Source organism: Agrococcus sp. GCM10030265 (assembly GCF_042666675.1).
Classification (GTDB): Bacteria; Actinomycetota; Actinomycetes; order Actinomycetales; family Microbacteriaceae; genus Agrococcus.
In genome coordinates, this window is record NZ_JBHTCZ010000002.1 from 42,302 (window position 1) to 59,072 (window position 16,771).

A 16,771-nucleotide genomic window follows, 5' to 3' on the forward strand; every position below is an offset into this window, starting at 1 on the left:
AGCACTCTCGACGACAGACGAGACGATCCCGCGAGCGAGTGAGAGAAGAGCGATGACGAACCCCTTCGACGACCAGGACGGCACCTTCCGGGTGCTCGTGAACGAGGCGAACCAGCACTCGCTGTGGCCCGAGTTCGCCGACGTGCCGCGCGGCTGGGTGGCCGTGTTCGGCCCGGCGTCGAAGGCCGACGGCCTCGCGTACGTGACGGAGCACTGGACCGACATCGCCCCCGTGGTCGACCGCGAGCGCGACCGCGCCGCCTCGTGATCTCGATCCAGGGCGTCACGAAGCGCTTCGGCGACCATCAGGCCCTCGCGGGCGTCGACCTCGAGATCCCAACGGGCTCCGTCCAGGGTCTCCTCGGCCCGAACGGCGCTGGCAAGACCACGACCGTGCGCGTGCTGACGACGCTGCTCGACCCGGATGCGGGCGACGCGTTCGTCGCCGGGCACTCCGTGCGCACCGAGGGCCACGCCGTGCGCTCGCGCCTCGGCGTCTCGGGCCAGTACGCGGCGGTCGACGAGAAGCTCACGGGCTTCGAGAACCTCACGATGGTCGGCGAGCTCTACGGCATGCGCCGCCGTGAGGCGAAGGCGCGCGCACGAGAGCTGCTGCGCGACTTCCGCCTCGACGACGTCGGCGACACGCGCCGCGCCGGCCAGTACTCCGGCGGCATGCGTCGCCGCCTCGACCTCGCGGGCGCCATCGTCGCCCGGCCGCCCGTCGTGATCCTCGACGAGCCCACGACGGGTCTCGACCCTCGCGGCCGCCGCGACACGTGGGATGCCATCGAGTCGCTCGCCTCGGGCGGCACGACGGTGCTGCTCACGACGCAGTACCTCGAGGAGGCCGACCAGCTCGCCGACGCCATCGCCGTGATCGACGCCGGCCGCATCATCGCCGAGGGCACCGCGACCGAGCTGAAGGCGCAGGCGGGCGGCACGCGCGTCGACGTCGTGCTCGCCTCGGCAGCCGACGCGGATGCCGCGCTCGTCGCCGTGCGGCCGACGCATCCCGACGTCGCGGTCGACGTGCGCGCGCGCCTGCTGTCGACGGCGGCGCCGCACGGCGCCGAGTCGCTGCGCACCGTGCTCGGCGCCCTCGCGCAGGCCGACGTCGCGGTGCTGGAGGCCGCGCTGCGGCAGCCGACGCTCGACGAGGTGTTCCTGCGCCTCACCGGCAGCACCGCATCCGACGACGCGGACGACGACGACCGGGCCACGGCCCTCGAGGAGGTGCCCGCATGACGTCCATCGCATCCGCGCTGCGCGACGGGGGCATCGTCGCGCGCCGCAACATCACGGGCGTGCGCCGCACGCCGGGCGCGCTCGTCACGGGCGTCGCCCAGCCCATCATCTTCGTGCTGATCCTCGCGTTCGTCTTCGGCGGTGCGCTCGGCGGCGACGACTACCGCCAATTCCTCATCGGCGGCATCCTGGCGCAGACGCTGACCTTCAACTCGTCGTTCACGGCGGTGTACCTCGCGAAGGATCTGCAGACGGGTCTCATCGACCGCTTCCGTGCGCTGCCGATGTCGCGCGTCGGGGTGATCCTCGGTCGCACGACCTCCGACCTCGTGACGAGCGTCATCTCGATCGTCGTCATCGTGGCGTGCGGGTTCGCGATCGGCTGGCGACTCGAGGCCGACGTGCTGCAGATCGTCGTCGTCTTCCTCCTGCTGCTGCTGTACGCGTTCGCGATCTCCTGGGTGGGCGCGTTCATCGCGATGTCGGCGCGCAGCGTCGAGGTGGCGCAGAGCCTCGGCCTGCTGTGGCTCTTCCCGGTGTGCTTCATCTCGGGCGCCTTCGTGTCGGCGGACATGCTGCCCGGCCCGCTGCGCGTCATCGCCGAGTGGAACCCGGTCACGGCCGTCGCGACGGCGGTGCGGCAGGGCTTCGGCAACGACGCGCCGGCGGGCTTCGCCACGGCGGGCGGGTGGCCGGCCGACAACGCGCTGCTGTACGCGTTCCTCTGCTGCATCGCGATCATCGCGATCTTCGCTCCCATCGCCGTGCACCAGTACCGCAGGATCAGCCGGCGGTGATCGACGTCCTCGCGACGTCGGTCGACGACGTGCACGCGATCGCCGACCGCGTCGCGGGCGCGGCCCGCGGTGCCGGCGCGCGGGCGCTCGTCGACGACGCCGACCGCGAGGCGGCGGACGCGAAGGTGCGCGCCGATGACGCGCGTCGCACGCTCGCGGGCCGAGCGGCGCTGCGGATGCTCGTCGCGGCACGCGCGGGCATCCCCGTGGCCCGCGCGGCATCCCTGCCCGTCGACCGCACGTGCGTGCGCTGCGGCGCGCCGCACGGGCAGCCGCGCATCGACGGCCTGTCGGTCTCGACCTCGACGTCCGGCGGCCACGTGCTCGTCGCGGTGGGCGCGGGCGAGGCGCGGGTGGGCGTCGACGTCGAGCTGCTGCGCACCGAGCTGTGGACGGGGTTCGACGAGTACGTGCTGCATCCCGAGGAGCGTGGTGCGGTGCCCGCGGGGGAGGCGGGCGTCGCGCACCGCATCCGCGTGTGGGCCGAGAAGGAGGCCGTGCTGAAGGCCGCGGGCCTCGGGTTGCGCGCGGCGCCGGCGCGGCTGCGGATCTCGGGCGTCGAGACCCCGGGCGGCTGGCCGACCGGGGCGGGCGTGCTCGACCCCGGGGCATGGCGCCCCGTCGCGTCGACCGACGTGCGCGAGGCGGCGGGGTCGTGGGTGACCTCGGTCGACGTCGGCGAGGATGCGTGGGGCGTGCTCGCCGCGTCGGCGCCGCAGCCGATCCGCCGGTGGGTGGCCGCCGACCTCGCCGGCGGCGTCGGCGGCCCCGAGTAGGGTCGATGGGGATGAGCGACGACGCCGACACCACGAAGCCCGCAGCATCCACCCCCTCCGACGCCTCGGCCTCGCCTGCACCGCCGACGGTGGTCGACGAACTCGTGACGACGCAGCACACCCTGTCGACGCCAGGCGGCGACCTCGCGTACACGGCCCGCGCCGGTCGCGTCGTGCTCTTCGCCGACGAGGTCGAGGACGGCGTGCGCAAGGGCCGCGTCGCGAAGGCGCAGGTGGGCGTCACGGCGTACACGCTCGACGGTGCGGACCCGCTCACGAGGCCCGTGACGTTCGCGTTCAACGGCGGCCCGGGCTCGGCGAGCGTGTGGCTGCACATGGGCGTGCTCGGTCCGCGTCGCGTCGTCATGGGCGACGCGGGCGACCTGCACGCACCGCCGTACGGCATCGCCGACAACCCCGAGACCATCCTCCACGTCTCCGACCTCGTGCTCATCGACCCCGTGTCGACCGGGCACTCGCGCGTCGTCGACGGCGGGAAGGCGAAGGACTTCCACGGCTTCACCGCCGACGTCGAGTCGGTGGGCGAGATCATCCGCCAGTGGGTCACCGCCGAGGGGCGGTGGCTGTCGCCGAAGCTGCTCGCAGGCGAGTCGTACGGCACCACGAGGGCCTCGGCACTCGCGGAGCACCTGCAGGGCTCGGGCATGTACCTGAACGGCCTCATGCTCATCTCGGCGGTGCTCAACTTCGGCGTGCACGACTTCAGGGTCGGCAACGACGCCGCGTACCCGCGCTTCCTGTCGTTCTACGCGGCGACGGCGCACTTCCACGGCAAGCACCCGGGCCGCTCGCTGCAGGAGGTCGTCGCCGAGGCCGAGACGTACGCCGAGCGCGACTACCCCTACGTGCTCGCGCGCGGCTCGCGCCTCACGGCCGAGGAGCGGGCGGAGGCCGTCGCCACGATCGCGCGCCTCACGGGCGTCTCCGAGGACTACGTGTCGCGCTCCGACCTGCGCCTCGAGCACTGGCGCTACTTCGGCGAGCTGCGCCGCGACGAGGGCCTCACGGTGGGCCGCATCGACTCGCGATTCACGGGCTACGCCGCCTCGGGCATCGCCGAGCACCAGGACGCAGATCCGTCGATCGACGCGATCCTCGGCCCGTACTCGGCGGCGTACCAGCACTACCTGCGCGCCGAGCTCGGCGTGGAGGACGCATCGCCGTTCCACGTCTTCGGACCGGGCGTCATCCAGGAGTGGTCGTACAAGGAGTTCGAGAACGCGTCGGTGACGGTGCTCGATCGGCTCTCGCGGGCGATGCGCCAGAACCCGCACCTCAAGGTGCACGTCGCCTTCGGCTACTACGACGGCGCGACGCCGTTCGGCTGCGCGGAGGACGACCTCGCGCACCTGCAGATCCCCGAGGCGCTGCACGCGAACGTCGAGCGCCGCTACTACGAGGCCGGCCACATGATGTACGTGCACGAGCCCTCGCGCGTGCAGCAGGCGGCCGACCTCGCGGCGTTCGTGCGGAGCGCGACGGCGCGCTGAGCGGGGCTGGGCTGGACTGACTGGTCGTTTGGTGCGCTGACTGGTCGTCTCGCGCGCTGACTGACCGTTCCACGCGCTGACTGGTCGTCTGGTGCGCTGACTGGTCGTCTCGCGCGCTGACTGACCGTTCCACGCGCTGACTGGTCGTCTCGTGCTCTGACTGGTCGTTCCGCGCGCAGACTGGTCGTCTCCCGAGCGGACTGGTCGCTCCCGCACGCGCGAAGCGACCAGTCACCGGCGTGGCGGGGCGATAGCGTCGGGGGATGCCCGTGCCCGACCGACCGCTGCCGCCGGAGCACCTGCGCGACCCGGCGAACCGCGACCCCGCGGACGCGTGGGTCGAGCTGCCCGATGGGCGCCGGTTCTGGGGGCTCGCGGGCGCCGCGGGCCTGCTCGTGTGGCAGCCCGAGTCGGATGCCGTGCTGCTGCAGCTGCGCGCAGCGTGGGGCCACTTCGGCGGCACATGGGGGCTGCCGGGCGGCGCGCGCCGCTTCGGCGAGCCCGCGCTCGACGCAGCGCTGCGCGAGGCCGCGGAGGAGGCGTCGGTGCCGCGCGACGCGCTCGAGCTGCTCTTCGAGCACGTGCTCGACCTCGACGCATGGTCGTACACGACGGTCGTCGCACGTGCGACACGCGCCTTCGAGCCCGTGATCGGCGACGCGGAGTCGGATGCGCTGCGCTGGGTGCCCGCCGCCGACCTCGACGCGCTCGACCTGCATCCGGGCTTCGCCGCCGCCTGGCCGGGCCTGCGCGCCGACATCCGCGAGCGCTTCCCGATCTGACGCGCTCCTGGTCAGCGGCGACGCGAAAGTGCGGCTAGACTCTCCAAGGCCCGATCGCGAGATGGGGCAAGCCACGGGCTGTGGCGCAGCTTGGTAGCGCACTTGACTGGGGGTCAAGGGGTCGCAGGTTCAAATCCTGTCAGCCCGACAGCACTTCCAGGGGCCAAGTCCCCAGGAAACACAAGGCGAGAGGCCCCGTCCGAGTTCCGCTCGGATGGGGCCTCTGTCGTCGCCCTCGACTGCCCGCACCTGATCGCGCAGAGCGTCATCGGGCCACGCAGGACTCCGGGCCTGCCGGCCGCCGCGGTGGCAGGCTGGTGGCGTGACGTCCGACTCCGCTCCTCCCTTCCTGATGCGGATCCGCGGCCGACTGCTCACGGCGCTCGCAGGCGACCCGACCGGCATGGCGCCCTACGTCCGAGCGATCGCGGATGGCGACGACGCGGGCTACTTCGTCGAGGACGGACCGGCGTGGACCGTCCACGCCGGGATGGGCACGCTGGTCGCCGGCATCCGCGCACTGCTCCTGCAGGCGCTCCATCCTGGCGCCCTCGCCGGCGTGCACGACTGGTCGCGCTACCGCGAGGATCCGATCGCGCGCCTCACGGGCACCGTCCGCTGGGTCATCACGCTCACCTACGGGTCGAGGGCGCAGGCGGATGCCGAGACCGCCCGGGTCGGCCGCTACCACGGGCGCGTGCGGGGCGAGTACGTCGCCGGCGACGGCGCCGCGCGCCCCTACAGCGCCGACGCGCCCGACCTCGTGCGATGGGTGCACCTCGCCTTCACGGACGCGTTCCTGCGGAGCCACCAGGCGTACGGGCGCCCGATCCCCGGCGGCGCCGACGCGTACGTCGCGGACTGGGCGACAGCCGGGCGCCTGATGCGCGTGACCGACCCGCCCGCCACCGAGGCTGCGCTGCGCGCCGAGATCGACGGCTTCTTCGACCGCGGCGAGCTGCGCCGCGACGAACGCGTCGACGATGTCGTGCGCTTCCTTCGGAAGCCCCCGTTCGAAGGGCTCATGGGCGTCGCCTACCGGGTGCTGTTCGCCGCAGCCGTCGCGACCCTCCCGCCGCGGGTGCGACGCATGCTCGGGCTGCGTCGCTCGTGGCTGCCGGTGCAGACGGCGACCCGCATCATCCTCCGCGTGGTCGAGCGCGCCCTCGGCTCCGGCCCCCGCGCGCAGGACATGGCGCGGCTGCGCCTGCGGCGGCTGGGCCTGTAGCGCCGGCGAGCGGAGCCCTCTGCGAGGGGTCGCAGGTGCGCATCCCGTCAGCCGGACGGCAGAAGCCCCGACGCGGATCGCATCGGGGCTTCGTCGCGTCCGGGCACGTACGACACGGCCGGACGAGGGCGGCGCCGCTCAGGCGAACGTGACCTGCCGCTTGTCGAACGCCACGTAGCCGCTGTAGTCCGTGCCGACCCGGTCGAAGGAGGCGGGGTAGGGCTCGGGGTAGCTCCACGCGGCATCGTGGTGGGTCGTGCCTCCTGCGGTGACGTCGTGGTACTGCGCGACGCCCTTCCACGGGCACGTGTAGGGCGTGTCGCTGTCGCTGAACGCGGCTGCGTCGAGCGACGACGGCGGGAAGTAGTGGTTGCCCTCGATGCTGACGAGGTCCTCCGTGGGTGCGTCGGCGACGACGACCCCGTCGATGATTGCCTGCATGGCTTCGCTCCGTCTCGTTGCGGTGGGCTGTTCGCCCTCGTCCGCACGCTAGCCGACGACTCCCAGCGGCCGCCATGGCTTGCATCGCGGCGAGACCTCGGCACGTACGAGGCCGGTTCGCCGCCCTTTTCCTGACCGCCCGTTCAACCGGGGTCGACGTTCTGTGCCGATCTCGATGGCCCGGCCCGTCGTCTGTGGTTGCCTCCTGCCTGGGCTCGGCGCATCCGGCATGCGCGACGGCAACGGGGAGGAGGCGGCGATGAAGCGGAAGCCCGCACGCTGGCTCCCGGTGGCGGCACCATTCCTCGGGGCGGTGCTCGCCTGGGTCGTGCTTGCAGTCACCAATCGGCACCCCGACGTCATCGCGACCTTCATCGGGTCGTCGGTGCAGTGGCTCCTGACGATGTCCTGCATGGCCGGTCTCATCGTGACTGGAATCCGTCTCGGTGCGCTGTGGGCATCGGTCACGCGCTTCGCCGGTGCCGCGAGGACGGCGGCGCTGGCGTTGGCCATCGGCGGGGCGAGCCTGGTGCTCTTCGCGCAGACGTATTCGGCGACATCCGAGTCCGACGCGTCGGGCTACGTCGGTCTCGCATGCGCTGCCTCCGTGCCCGTGACGGCGGTCGCGGCGACGATCGCTGCGATCGGAACGTCGACAGCGAGCGCGCCCGGGAGCGAGCGGCAGCCTTCGAGCAGCGGGCCCCGATAGCTCAAGGAGCCGATGAGGACCGTGACTTCGCCACCGGGGTCGGTGAGAGGCCCCATCCGACGTTCGGTCGGATGGGGGCACTCGCGAGGACCCTAGGGCTGCGCTCGTCGTCGCGTCGCGAGCAGCATCGCTGTGCCGGCCGTGAGCAGCACGGCGGCGAGCGTCGCAGGCACCGCGGCGTCCGCGCCCGTCTGCGGCAGTCGGTGCGTGCTCGAGGCGGCGACGGCAGAAGGTGCGGGCGCAGGTGCGCGCGGCGCCGACGCTCCGGGTGCGGTCACGGCAGGGCCACCGGGAGCGGGCGTGCCAGGAGCCGGGGTGCCGGGCGCCGGCCTCGGCGTCGTCGTCGGATCGACCGCTGGCGCGGTCACCACCTGCGTCAGCACCGCCGACGTCGAGGCGAGGTTCGTCGCGTCGCCCGAGTAGACCGCCGTGATCGCGTGCGAGCCGGCGGCGAGCGTGACGGTGAGCTCAGCGACGCCGCCAACGAGCGGAGCGGAGCCGAGCGAGACGGTGCCGTCGAACAGCTCGACCGTGCCGGTCGGCGTCGCACCAGCGCCCACGACGGACACCGTGAGCCGCACGCTGCCACCGACTGCGACCGGGTTCGCGTCCGACGTCACCGTGGTGGTCGTCGCCGTCGGCGCGACCGCCGGCACGACGGTCTGCAGGTACGGCGGCGAGACCGACGGCGCGTTCGCCGCGTCGCCCGAGTAGACGGCCGTGATGCTGCGTACGCCCGGCGGCAGTGCCACGGACAAGGACGCGACACCGCCGACGACCGACGCGAAGCCGAGCGACGTGCTCCCATCGCGGAACTCCACCGTCCCGGTAACCGACGAGCCCGCGACCGTCGCCGTCAGCAGCGACGCCGCGGGCTGCGTCACGGTGGCCGCGTCAGAGGTCACGGCCGTGGTCGTCGGCGCGACCGACGACGCCACCGACAGCGTGCCGGGCCCGGAGATCTCGAAGCCGAACACCCCGGTCGACCCCGCGTAGTACGTCGACTGGAAGAGGTAGTACGGCGTGCCCGCCTCGAGCTGCACCGCCGTGCCGAAGCTCGCGTCGTCGATCGAGCCGACGCATCCCGCCGTCGGGTCGGCCGGGTCGAACGGGGCATCGTAGAAGGCGATGAGGCCGTCGCCGCCCGTGAGGTACAGGTCGGAGCCGAGGTAGCCGCCCGAGACGTCGACGGTCACGACGGCCATCGCATAGTGCACGTCGACGCCGACGGCGGGCAGCGTGCACGGCCCAGCCGAGCCGCCGACGCGGGATGCGATGGGATCGGAGGGCGACACCGTGTACGTGAGCGTGGTGGTCGCGGCGTGCGCGGGCCCCGCGAACGCGACGAGGCCCGCGGCGGCGAGGAGCATGGCGCACGCGCCCATGGCGGTGCGACGGAGCATCGATGGCATGGGCGTCACGCTAGGCGCGGGCGCGCATGACGACGCCGCCGAACGGCGAGATGTCACCGGAAGTCGACGGCCCCGCGCCGCCGCAGACCCTCAGCGCCCGTACGACGCAGCGAGTCGCGCGAGGCCCTCGTCGATCGACACCGACGGCGCCCAGTCGAGCGCCTCGCGGATGGGGCGTTGATCGAACCAGTGCGCCGTCGAGAGCTGCTCGGCGAGGAAGCGCGTCATCGGCGGCTCGTCCGCGCCCGGACGCACGGCCCAGACGCGCTCGACGAGCGACCCGGCGACGCGGCCGACGCCCGCGGGGATGCTCACGCGCGGAGGCCGCACGCCCGCCGCGACGCACATCCCGGCCATGAGGTCGCCGACGGGACGCGGCTCGCCGTTCGTCAGCACGAACGCGCGGCCGTGCGCGGCGTCGGCGCGATGCAGTGCCGCGACGATGCCGGATGCGGCGTTGTCGACGTACGTCGAGTCGACGAGCGCCGTGCCGCCGTTCAGCAGCGGCAGGCGGCCGCGGCGGGCGCGGTCGACGATGCGCTCGGTGAGCTGCGCGTCGCCGGGCCCCCACACGAGGTGCGGGCGGATGGCGACGACGTGCATCGCCGCACCGTCGCGCGAGAGCGCGAGCAGCTCGGCCTCGGCCTTCGTGCGCGCGTAGTCGCCGTGCGCGTGACCGGGGGACGCGGGCTCGGCGCCGACGCCGACGAGCGCCGCGCCCGCATGCGCGACCGACGGCGACGACACCTGCACGAAGCGGCCGACGCCCGCGGCTGCCGCGGCATCGAGCAGCGCGCGCGTGCCGTCGACGTTCACGGCGCGGAACTCCGCAGGGTCGCCGGTGAGCGAGACCTTCGCCGCGAGGTGCACGACGCCGTCGACGCCTGCGACGGCCTGGGCGACGGCCGACGCATCCGCGATCGACCCCAGCACGTCGTGGGCGCCCGCGACGCCGGTTGCGCGACGCTGCAGCGTGCGCACCTCGTGCCCTGCGGCGACGAGCGCCGAGGCGACGGCGCGGCCGAGGAACCCCGAGGCACCCGTGACGAGCACGATCACGGCGCACCCACCCGCTCGCCGGCGAGCATCCGATCCGCCCACGCCGACAGGCGCGTGCGATCGATCTTCGAGTTGTGGCGGATGTCGGTGGGCAGGGCGGGCACCTTGAGCACGGCGACGATCGGGATGCGCGCGCTCGCGCGCACGGCCGCGGCGAGCGACGCATCCGCGAGCCCTGCGCGCCGGGCTCCGGCGGAGGTCTCCACGACCGCGACGGCCTGCTGCAGGCCGACGGGGCCGACGCCGACCACGGCCGCCCGACGCACGCCGTCGACGCGCTCGGCGTCCTGCTCGGCGCCGACGGGCGCGATGGCGCCGTCGGCGGTCACGAGCACGTGGGGGAGGCGGCCCTCGATCCACAGCCGTCCGTCGGCGTCGAGATGGCCGACGTCGCCCGTGCGGTGCCAGCGACCGTCGCGGGGCACGTCGCGCGCCGCCTCGCGGTCGGTGAGCGCCAGGCGGTCGTAGCCGTGCTTCAGGTGCGGCGCCGACACGAGGACCTCGCCGAGCACGCCCGGCGCATCCGAGGGCTCGCCCGTCGCGGCGCCCGACGGGTCGAGGGCGCTCACGAGCACGCGGTTCGCGCCGATCGGGGCGCCGACGCACACGCCCGCATCCGACGACGACTCCGCGGCACGGATGCCGTCCAGCGTCACGTCGGTCACGAGCAGGCACTCGGTCATGCCGTACGGGGTGTGGGGCGTCGCGTTCGGCATGAGCGCCTGCGCCGAGGCGAGGAGCGCGGGCGCGACGGGCGCGCCCGTCGACAGGAACGTGCCGACGCCCTCGAGCACGGCCCGGTCGTCGTCGGTGAGCGCATCCGCCGTCGCCACCACGTTGAGGATCGCCGCGGGGGAGAGGAACACCATGCGCCCCTCGGATGCGCGCACGGCGGCCGCGACCGCGGTGGCCGTGAGCGTGCGCGGCGAGGACACGTCCATGTCGGGCGTGGCCGAGCGGGTGCCGAGCGCGGGACCCAGCAGCGCGAACGGCGCGAAGCCCGTCACGAGCCCCGTGTCGCGGCCGATCGCGAAGTGCTCGGCGAGCACGTCGCGCAGCGCCGACAGCTGCCGGTGGCGGTAGACGACGCCCTTCGCCGGGCCCGTCGAGCCGGAGGTGAAGAGGATGGCTGCCTCGTCGTCGGCGTCGGGCTCGGGCGGCAGGGCCGCACCGGCGCCGAGGGCTGCGACCTCGCCGAGGCTGTGCGCGACGTCGAGCGCCGAACGGGCGGCGGCAGGGAGGCGGCGCGCCGAGATGCGCAGGCCCGGCCAGCCGAGCGCGCGAGCCGCGGTGAGACCGGGCGTCTCGCCGATGACGACGTCGGGCCACGCGCCGCGCACGGCGCGCGTGAGGCCGCGCACCCCGAGGCCCGCGTCGGCGACGACGACGACGGCGCCGATGCGCAGGCACGCGTAGAGCGCGGCCGTCAGCGTGGGGCCGGGAGGCACGAGCAGCGAGACGCGGTCGCCGCGGGCGACGCCGAGCCGCGCGAGCCCGGCGGCGATGCTGCGCACGCGCTCGTCGAGCTGCCGCCAGGTGACCTCGCGCGGCGGCTGCCCGGGGCGTACCGCCATGTCGATGACGGCGACGTCGTCATCGTCGGCGCGTGCGTCGAGGCCCGCCCAGATCGGCGAGGAGGATGCATCCGGCGCGGCGGCGGCGGGCTCGGCGGGCGGGGCCGCTCCGGCAGCCCCTGCGCCGCCCGGAAGCCGCTCCGAGAGCCATGTCGTCACCGCATCCGCGTACGGCCTGTCCTCGGCGACGAGATGGCCGGCACCCTCGAAGCGGTGCACGTCTGCGTGCGGCAGGCGGTCGGCGAGGTCGTCGAGGTAGCGGTCGCCGAAGATCGGGTCGCGCGGACCCCACAGCATGAGCGCGGGCACGGTGAGCCTCGCGACGCCCGCGGCGATGCGGTCGAGCTCGGCCCGGGACTCGTGGTGCTCGTCGGCGGGGATGTCGGCGACGAAGCCGCCGATGCCGCCGCGTCGCTCGGCCGTCGCGTACGGCGATCGGTACGCCGCGCGCACCGCGGGCTCGAGGGCGGGCGAGGCGAGCGCGAGCGTCGTGTCGAGGAAGGCGGTCGTGCGCACGGTGGAGGCGGCGAGCATGCCGCGCGCGCCCGCGAGCCGCAGCGGCGCCGGGATGGGCACGCCCCCCGGGTGGTGGATCGCGGTGTTCAGCAGCGCGAGACCCGCGAGCGACTCGGGATGGTCGACGGCCCAGCCCATCGAGACGACGCCGCCCCAGTCGTGCCCGAGCGTCACCACGGGGCCCTCGAGGCTCACGGCGTCCGTGAACGCCGCGAGGTCGGCGACGCGCTGCGCGAGCGGTCGGTGCACGCCCGTGCGCTCCGACCAGCCCATGTCGAGCTGGTCGACGGCGACGACGCGCCACGCGGGCGCCTCGGGCCCCGCAGCGCGGACGGTCGCGGCCGCGAGCGCGCGCCACAGGTACGACCACGTCGGGTTGCCGTGCACGGCGAGGATCGTGCCCGCGATGGGCGCCCGCGCCTCCTCGAGCACCGCTGCGGTGTCGAGGCAGTGCCACCGGCGGCGGCGCCCCTCGTCGAGTCCGCGGCCGTCGGTCTCGACGATGCGGCTCCACCGCGGGTCGAGACCGGGGAAGCCCTCGGGCGGCAGCGAGGCGGGCTGCGTCATGCGCGCGGCATCCCCGTGCCCGGTGCCGCGTGGGTCACCACGCGAGCTCCATCATCGCCGTGTTGAGCCCGGATCCGACGCCCATGAGCAGCACGCGATCGCCCTTCGCGAGCGTGGACTGCTGCTGGTCGAGCGTGATGGGGATGGATGCGGGGCCCACGTTGCCGAGCTGCGGGTACGTGACGGGCACGCGGTCGCGGTCGAGGTGCGCCGCCTTCACGATCGCGTTCGTGTGCACCGACGACACCTGATGCGTGATGTAGCGATCCATGGTCGCCCAGTCCCACTCGGGCGCCGCCTCCTTCCAGGCGGAGACGACGAGGTCGAGCCCGCCCTTCAGCAGCGCCTTCGCGTCGGTGAACATGCCGTCGACGCTGCCGACGCACAGGTCGTGGAACTGCGTCGCGGCGCGCGTGACGCCGCCGAGGATGCGATGGCCGTCGGGGTGCTCGTCGCTGCGCCCGATGACCGCGGCGGCGGATCCCGAGCCGAGGGTGAGCGAGGCGAACTCGCTCATGAACGCCTCGCGGTCGCCGTCGGACGCCAGCAGGCGCTCGACGGTGTTCGTCTGGATCTCGTCGGCGTCCTCGCCGTTCACGACCATCGCGTAGCGCACCTGGCCGGAGTCGACGAGGCTCGCGGCGAGGCTCATGCCGTTGACGAAGCCGAGGCACGCGTTCGCGACGTCGAAGTTGATGGCCGACGACGGCAGCCCGAGGCCGTGGTGCAGTCGCACGGCGACCGACGGCTCGAGGTGCTTGCGCGTCACCGACGTGTTGACGAGCAGCCCCACCTCGCTCGCGTCGACGCCGGCCTGCGCGAGCGCGCGCCGCCCGGCGTCGATCGTCGCCTCGTCGGTCGACTCGCCGTCGATCCAGTTGCGTCGCTCGAGCACGCCGGCGACGCGACGCAGCATGCCCTTGCGCAGCCGGAGCCTGCGCAGGGCTGGTGCGAGCCGCTCCTCGATGTCGTCGGACGTCGTCACCTTGCTGGGCAGGGTGCTCGCGACCGACAGCAGGGACGCGTTCTCGAATCTGGTGGTGGCGTTGCCGGCCACGGGACCTCCGTCGAGCGAGCCCTCGGCTCGCATGGGTCAAGAGCGACCATTTTACGCCCGTACGCACAGTCCTCGAACGGCATGTGCCCGCAGGGCGCTCATGCGCTAGGGGTGGAGCGCGCGCTCGGCGGCGACGAGCACCTGCGGCACGGAGGGCACGCCCGCCGCGCGCAGCAGCTCCTCGCCGGTCGCGGAGCGCACGATGGTCGTGGGGGACCGGGTGATCGACAGCGACTCGCCGAGCTCGGGCTCGAACGCGAGGTCGTGCTCCACGACGACGGTGCCGGGCAGCAGCGTCGCAGCGCGATCGAGCACGGCGCGGGTCTGCCTGCAGGCACCGCAGAACGACGTCGAGAACAGCTCGAGCACGGCGACGGGAGCCTGCGGGTCGGTCATGCGGTGGTCAACCGTCGATGCGGCGCGGGGATTCCGCCTCAGTCGTCCCTGGGGGACCGCACGAGCGCGCCCGCCGTGAGGAAGAGGACGCCGGCGACGACGTGCGCTCCCGTCCACCACGGTCCCTCGAGGTCGAACGGGAACACGGGGTTCCACGCGACCGCGATCGCGCCGAAGACGGGCACCCACCACCAGTGCCCTGCCTGGCCGGCGAAGTACGCCTGGATGAGCGCGAGGATCGCGACGACGAGGAGCACGGCCGCGTACGGCTCCTGCCCGGCGAGCGCCGGCCCGACGAAGCATGCGACGGCACCGAGGATGCCGGGCACGAGCGCGTTGCGCTGGAACGACGGCTGCGGGTCGCGACCACGGTCGCGGCTGCGGCTGGACGGCGGCATCGGGCTCCTCGGTCGGCGGGGGGAGGGACCCCTCGATCCTGCCGCATCCGGCCGTCGACCCCGGCAGAGGACCTCGTCGTCGCATCCGCCGGCGCCGCCCTCCAGCCTCTCGGACGACCGGTCGAGGGTCAACCCCCGCGAGCGCCGCACGGCCCCTCTCGTAGGGTCGCTCGGACATCGACGACGAGGAGACCCATGCGTGACCTGGCCGAGCTGCAGTCGATCCTCGAGGGCGAGGCGCCGGATGGCGCGGGGCGCTCGGGATGGACGATCGCGTACGTCGACGGCCCCGGGGATCAGCCGCGGTCGACGGAGGATGCGCGCGAGCGGGCGCTCGTCGAGCGGCTCGCGGCGGCAGGTGCGCCGCAGGGCGACGTGGATGCCGTGGTCGCGGCGCTCGCGGCCGAGTCGCGGGTGCCGAGCCCGTCGACGCGCTACGTCGCGGTGCGCGACGGCGAGGTCGTCGTCGACGAGCACTTCGCGGGCGCCCGCGTCGAGGGCGAGGCGATCGAGCACGGTGCCGTGCCGCGCATCCTGCCGCTCCTGCGCCAGCGCGCCGGCGCCGTGCGCGTCGTCGTGGTCGAGACGGGCCGCGAGGGTGCGCAGGTGCGGCTCGAGACGGCCGGTGCGCCGGAGCCCGACGTGGTCGAGGAGGTCGTCGGGCGCGACGACGAGCTGCAGAAGGTCTCGACGGGCGGCCTCGGCGACGCGAAGTACCAGCACTACGTCGAGGAGGTGTGGGCGGCGACGCAGGCGCAGGTCGCGGCCGTCGTCGACCGGCTGGTGCGCGAGCATCGACCGCGGCTCGTCGTCGCTGCTGGTGACGTGCGGGCGAGGCAGCTGCTGCGCGAGCGGCTCGCGTCGGCGAGCGCCGAGCTGCTCGTCGAGGTCGACGCGCACACGCGTGCCGACGGGGCGGGCTCGGAGGCGCTCGACGCCGCGATCGCGTCGGCGGTCGACGCGCATCGGCGCGCAGAGGTCGAGCGCGTGCACGATCGCGCTGCGGCGCGCGACGGTGCCGCGGGCGCGCACGGCGTCGATGAGGTCGTGCACGCGCTGCAACGCGCGCAGGTCGCCGAGCTCGTGCTCGACGCGCGCCACGCCGAGACGGGCCGCTGCCTCGACGTGCTCGACGGCGCCCCGTGGGTCGCGGGCGGCGACGCGGAGCCGGGCGACGCGACGGCGATCGCCACGGTGGATGCCGGCGAGGCGCTCGCGCGCGCCGCGATCCTCGGTGGGGCGACGGTGCATGTCGTCGACGACGAGCCCCTTGCGCCGGACGCGCCGCGCGACGACCGCCCGCCGCGCGAGCCCGTCGCGCTGCTGCGGTGGAGCGACGAGGCGGGCGCCTGAGGGACGCGACGACGCCGCGGACGCGACGCGCCGCGGGCGCGACGGCGCAGCGGACGCGACGCGCCGCGGGCGCGACGGCGCAGCGGGCGCGACGGCGCAGCGGGCGCGACGGCGCAGCGGACGCGACGGCGCTGCGGCGTCAGCCCGCGAGCCGCAGGTCGAGCCCCGCCGCCTGCAGGTCGCCGGCGGCGGCGGGGTCGAGCGCCGCATCCGTCACGACGGCGTCGACCTCGTCGAGCCGCAGCGCGCGGTACTTCGCGAAGCGTCCGTACTTCGACGCGTCGGCGACGAGCACCGACCGCTCGGCGACGTCGATCGCCGCGCGCTTCGCCTCGACCTTCGCCTCGACGGGCGTCGTCACGCCGTGCTGCAGATCCCACGACGACGAGGAGACGAACGCCACGTCGATCGAGAGCTCCGAGAGCACGAGCCGTGCCAGGCGTCCCATCGTCGACAGGTTCGAGCGCTCGACGCGGCCACCGACGGCGATGAGGTCGATCGAGGGATGGTCGAGGAAGGCCTCGACCGTCGCGAGGTCGTTCGTGACGACGGTGAGGTCGGCGACGTCCTGCAGGTACGGCCGCATCGCCTGCATCGTCGTGCCCGCGTCGAGGTAGATCGTCATGGTGTCGCGCACGAAGGCGGCCGCGACGCGCGCGATCGCATCCTTCGCCGCGACGTCGACGCCCGCCTTCACCTCGCGGCTCGGCTCGGCCAGCAGCCGCGGCGCGAGCTTGGCGCCACCGGGCGTCGAGGCGACGCGTCCCTGCTCCTCGAGCACGGCCACGTCGCGGCGCACCGTCATGTGGCTCACGCCCAGCAGCTCGGTGAGCTGTCGGAACGACAGCACGCGCTCGCGCTGCAGATGCTGCACGATCGACTCGCGGCGCTGCTCGGGGATCAGCGGTGCTGCCTCGCTCACGAGCGGCCCCTTCCTCGTCGACATG

At 74.1% G+C, this 16,771-nt stretch carries 17 protein-coding genes and 1 tRNA gene; 10 read left to right on the top strand and 8 right to left on the bottom strand.

Features of this window, described 5'->3' with window-relative positions; genetic code table 11:
- Window positions 1-52: 52 nt before the first annotated feature.
- The 8 genes from ACFQPP_RS04380 (at window position 53) to ACFQPP_RS04415 (ending at window position 6,342) form a co-directional block, all read left to right on the top strand.
- Window positions 53-268 carry an MbtH family protein gene (locus ACFQPP_RS04380; RefSeq protein ID WP_376915334.1) on the top strand — a complete coding sequence of 72 codons (216 nt, stop codon included), beginning with the start codon at window positions 53-55 and terminating at the stop codon, window positions 266-268.
- The gene (locus ACFQPP_RS04385; protein WP_376915335.1) at window positions 265-1,248 is read left to right on the top strand and encodes an ATP-binding cassette domain-containing protein; all 984 of its coding nucleotides are present in this window, start codon (window positions 265-267) and stop codon (window positions 1,246-1,248) included. Before ACFQPP_RS04380 ends, ACFQPP_RS04385 begins: the two co-directional genes overlap by 4 nt.
- Window positions 1,245-2,045 (top strand): ABC transporter permease, encoded by an 801-nt coding sequence (locus tag ACFQPP_RS04390; RefSeq protein WP_376915337.1) that lies wholly within the window; start codon window positions 1,245-1,247, stop codon window positions 2,043-2,045. Before ACFQPP_RS04385 ends, ACFQPP_RS04390 begins: the two co-directional genes overlap by 4 nt.
- Window positions 2,042-2,821, top strand: a complete 780-nt coding sequence (locus tag ACFQPP_RS04395; RefSeq protein WP_376915338.1) for a 4'-phosphopantetheinyl transferase family protein — start codon at window positions 2,042-2,044, stop codon at window positions 2,819-2,821. Before ACFQPP_RS04390 ends, ACFQPP_RS04395 begins: the two co-directional genes overlap by 4 nt.
- 11 nt (window positions 2,822-2,832) lie before the next feature.
- A complete protein-coding gene (locus ACFQPP_RS04400; RefSeq protein WP_376915339.1) occupies window positions 2,833-4,332 on the top strand; it encodes a S10 family peptidase in 1,500 nt (499 codons plus the stop codon).
- Between the two features lie 263 nt (window positions 4,333-4,595).
- On the top strand, window positions 4,596-5,114 hold the full coding sequence (locus ACFQPP_RS04405; protein WP_376915340.1) for an NUDIX domain-containing protein: 519 nt from the start codon (window positions 4,596-4,598) through the stop codon (window positions 5,112-5,114).
- A 74-nt stretch (window positions 5,115-5,188) separates the two neighbouring features.
- Window positions 5,189-5,262 (top strand) — tRNA-Pro (locus ACFQPP_RS04410).
- A gap of 204 nt (window positions 5,263-5,466) precedes the next feature.
- A complete protein-coding gene (locus tag ACFQPP_RS04415; protein WP_376916749.1) occupies window positions 5,467-6,342 on the top strand; it encodes an oxygenase MpaB family protein in 876 nt (291 codons plus the stop codon).
- A gap of 138 nt (window positions 6,343-6,480) precedes the next feature.
- On the opposite strand, the gene ACFQPP_RS04420 is transcribed toward ACFQPP_RS04415, so the two are convergent.
- Window positions 6,481-6,783, bottom strand: a complete 303-nt coding sequence (locus ACFQPP_RS04420) for a DUF427 domain-containing protein (RefSeq protein ID WP_376915341.1) — start codon at window positions 6,781-6,783, stop codon at window positions 6,481-6,483.
- A gap of 229 nt (window positions 6,784-7,012) precedes the next feature.
- On the opposite strand from ACFQPP_RS04420, the gene ACFQPP_RS04425 reads away from it, so the two are divergent.
- Window positions 7,013-7,492 (top strand): hypothetical protein, encoded by a 480-nt coding sequence (locus ACFQPP_RS04425; protein WP_376915342.1) that lies wholly within the window; start codon window positions 7,013-7,015, stop codon window positions 7,490-7,492.
- Window positions 7,493-7,584: 92 nt separating this feature from the next.
- Here ACFQPP_RS04425 and ACFQPP_RS04430 read toward each other — a convergent pair whose 3' ends face one another.
- From ACFQPP_RS04430 to ACFQPP_RS04455, 6 genes are all read right to left on the bottom strand, one after another.
- Complete coding sequence (locus ACFQPP_RS04430; protein WP_376915343.1) at window positions 7,585-8,904, bottom strand: Ig-like domain-containing protein; 1,320 nt, start codon at window positions 8,902-8,904, stop codon at window positions 7,585-7,587.
- Window positions 8,905-8,994: 90 nt separating this feature from the next.
- Complete coding sequence (locus ACFQPP_RS04435; RefSeq protein WP_376915344.1) at window positions 8,995-9,963, bottom strand: NAD-dependent epimerase/dehydratase family protein; 969 nt, start codon at window positions 9,961-9,963, stop codon at window positions 8,995-8,997.
- Window positions 9,960-12,620: an alpha/beta fold hydrolase gene (locus ACFQPP_RS04440; RefSeq protein ID WP_376915345.1), complete on the bottom strand. Its 2,661-nt coding sequence runs from the start codon at window positions 12,618-12,620 to the stop codon at window positions 9,960-9,962. The genes ACFQPP_RS04435 and ACFQPP_RS04440 overlap by 4 nt, the downstream gene beginning before the upstream one ends.
- Window positions 12,621-12,654: 34 nt before the next feature.
- A complete protein-coding gene (locus ACFQPP_RS04445) occupies window positions 12,655-13,677 on the bottom strand; it encodes a 3-oxoacyl-ACP synthase III (protein ID WP_376915346.1) in 1,023 nt (340 codons plus the stop codon).
- 105 nt (window positions 13,678-13,782) lie between these two features.
- Complete coding sequence (locus tag ACFQPP_RS04450) at window positions 13,783-14,073, bottom strand: thioredoxin (protein ID WP_376915347.1); 291 nt, start codon at window positions 14,071-14,073, stop codon at window positions 13,783-13,785.
- A gap of 38 nt (window positions 14,074-14,111) precedes the next feature.
- On the bottom strand, window positions 14,112-14,471 hold the full coding sequence (locus tag ACFQPP_RS04455; RefSeq protein WP_376915348.1) for a DUF6804 family protein: 360 nt from the start codon (window positions 14,469-14,471) through the stop codon (window positions 14,112-14,114).
- A gap of 195 nt (window positions 14,472-14,666) precedes the next feature.
- Here ACFQPP_RS04455 and ACFQPP_RS04460 point away from each other — a divergent pair, with 195 nt between their 5' ends.
- Window positions 14,667-15,824, top strand: a complete 1,158-nt coding sequence (locus tag ACFQPP_RS04460) for a Vms1/Ankzf1 family peptidyl-tRNA hydrolase (RefSeq protein WP_376915349.1) — start codon at window positions 14,667-14,669, stop codon at window positions 15,822-15,824.
- Window positions 15,825-15,963: 139 nt separating this feature from the next.
- Here the strand turns inward: ACFQPP_RS04460 and ACFQPP_RS04465 are convergent, their stop codons facing one another.
- The gene (locus ACFQPP_RS04465) at window positions 15,964-16,770 is read right to left on the bottom strand and encodes a DeoR/GlpR family DNA-binding transcription regulator (protein WP_376915350.1); all 807 of its coding nucleotides are present in this window, start codon (window positions 16,768-16,770) and stop codon (window positions 15,964-15,966) included.
- Window position 16,771: the final 1 nt, after the last annotated feature.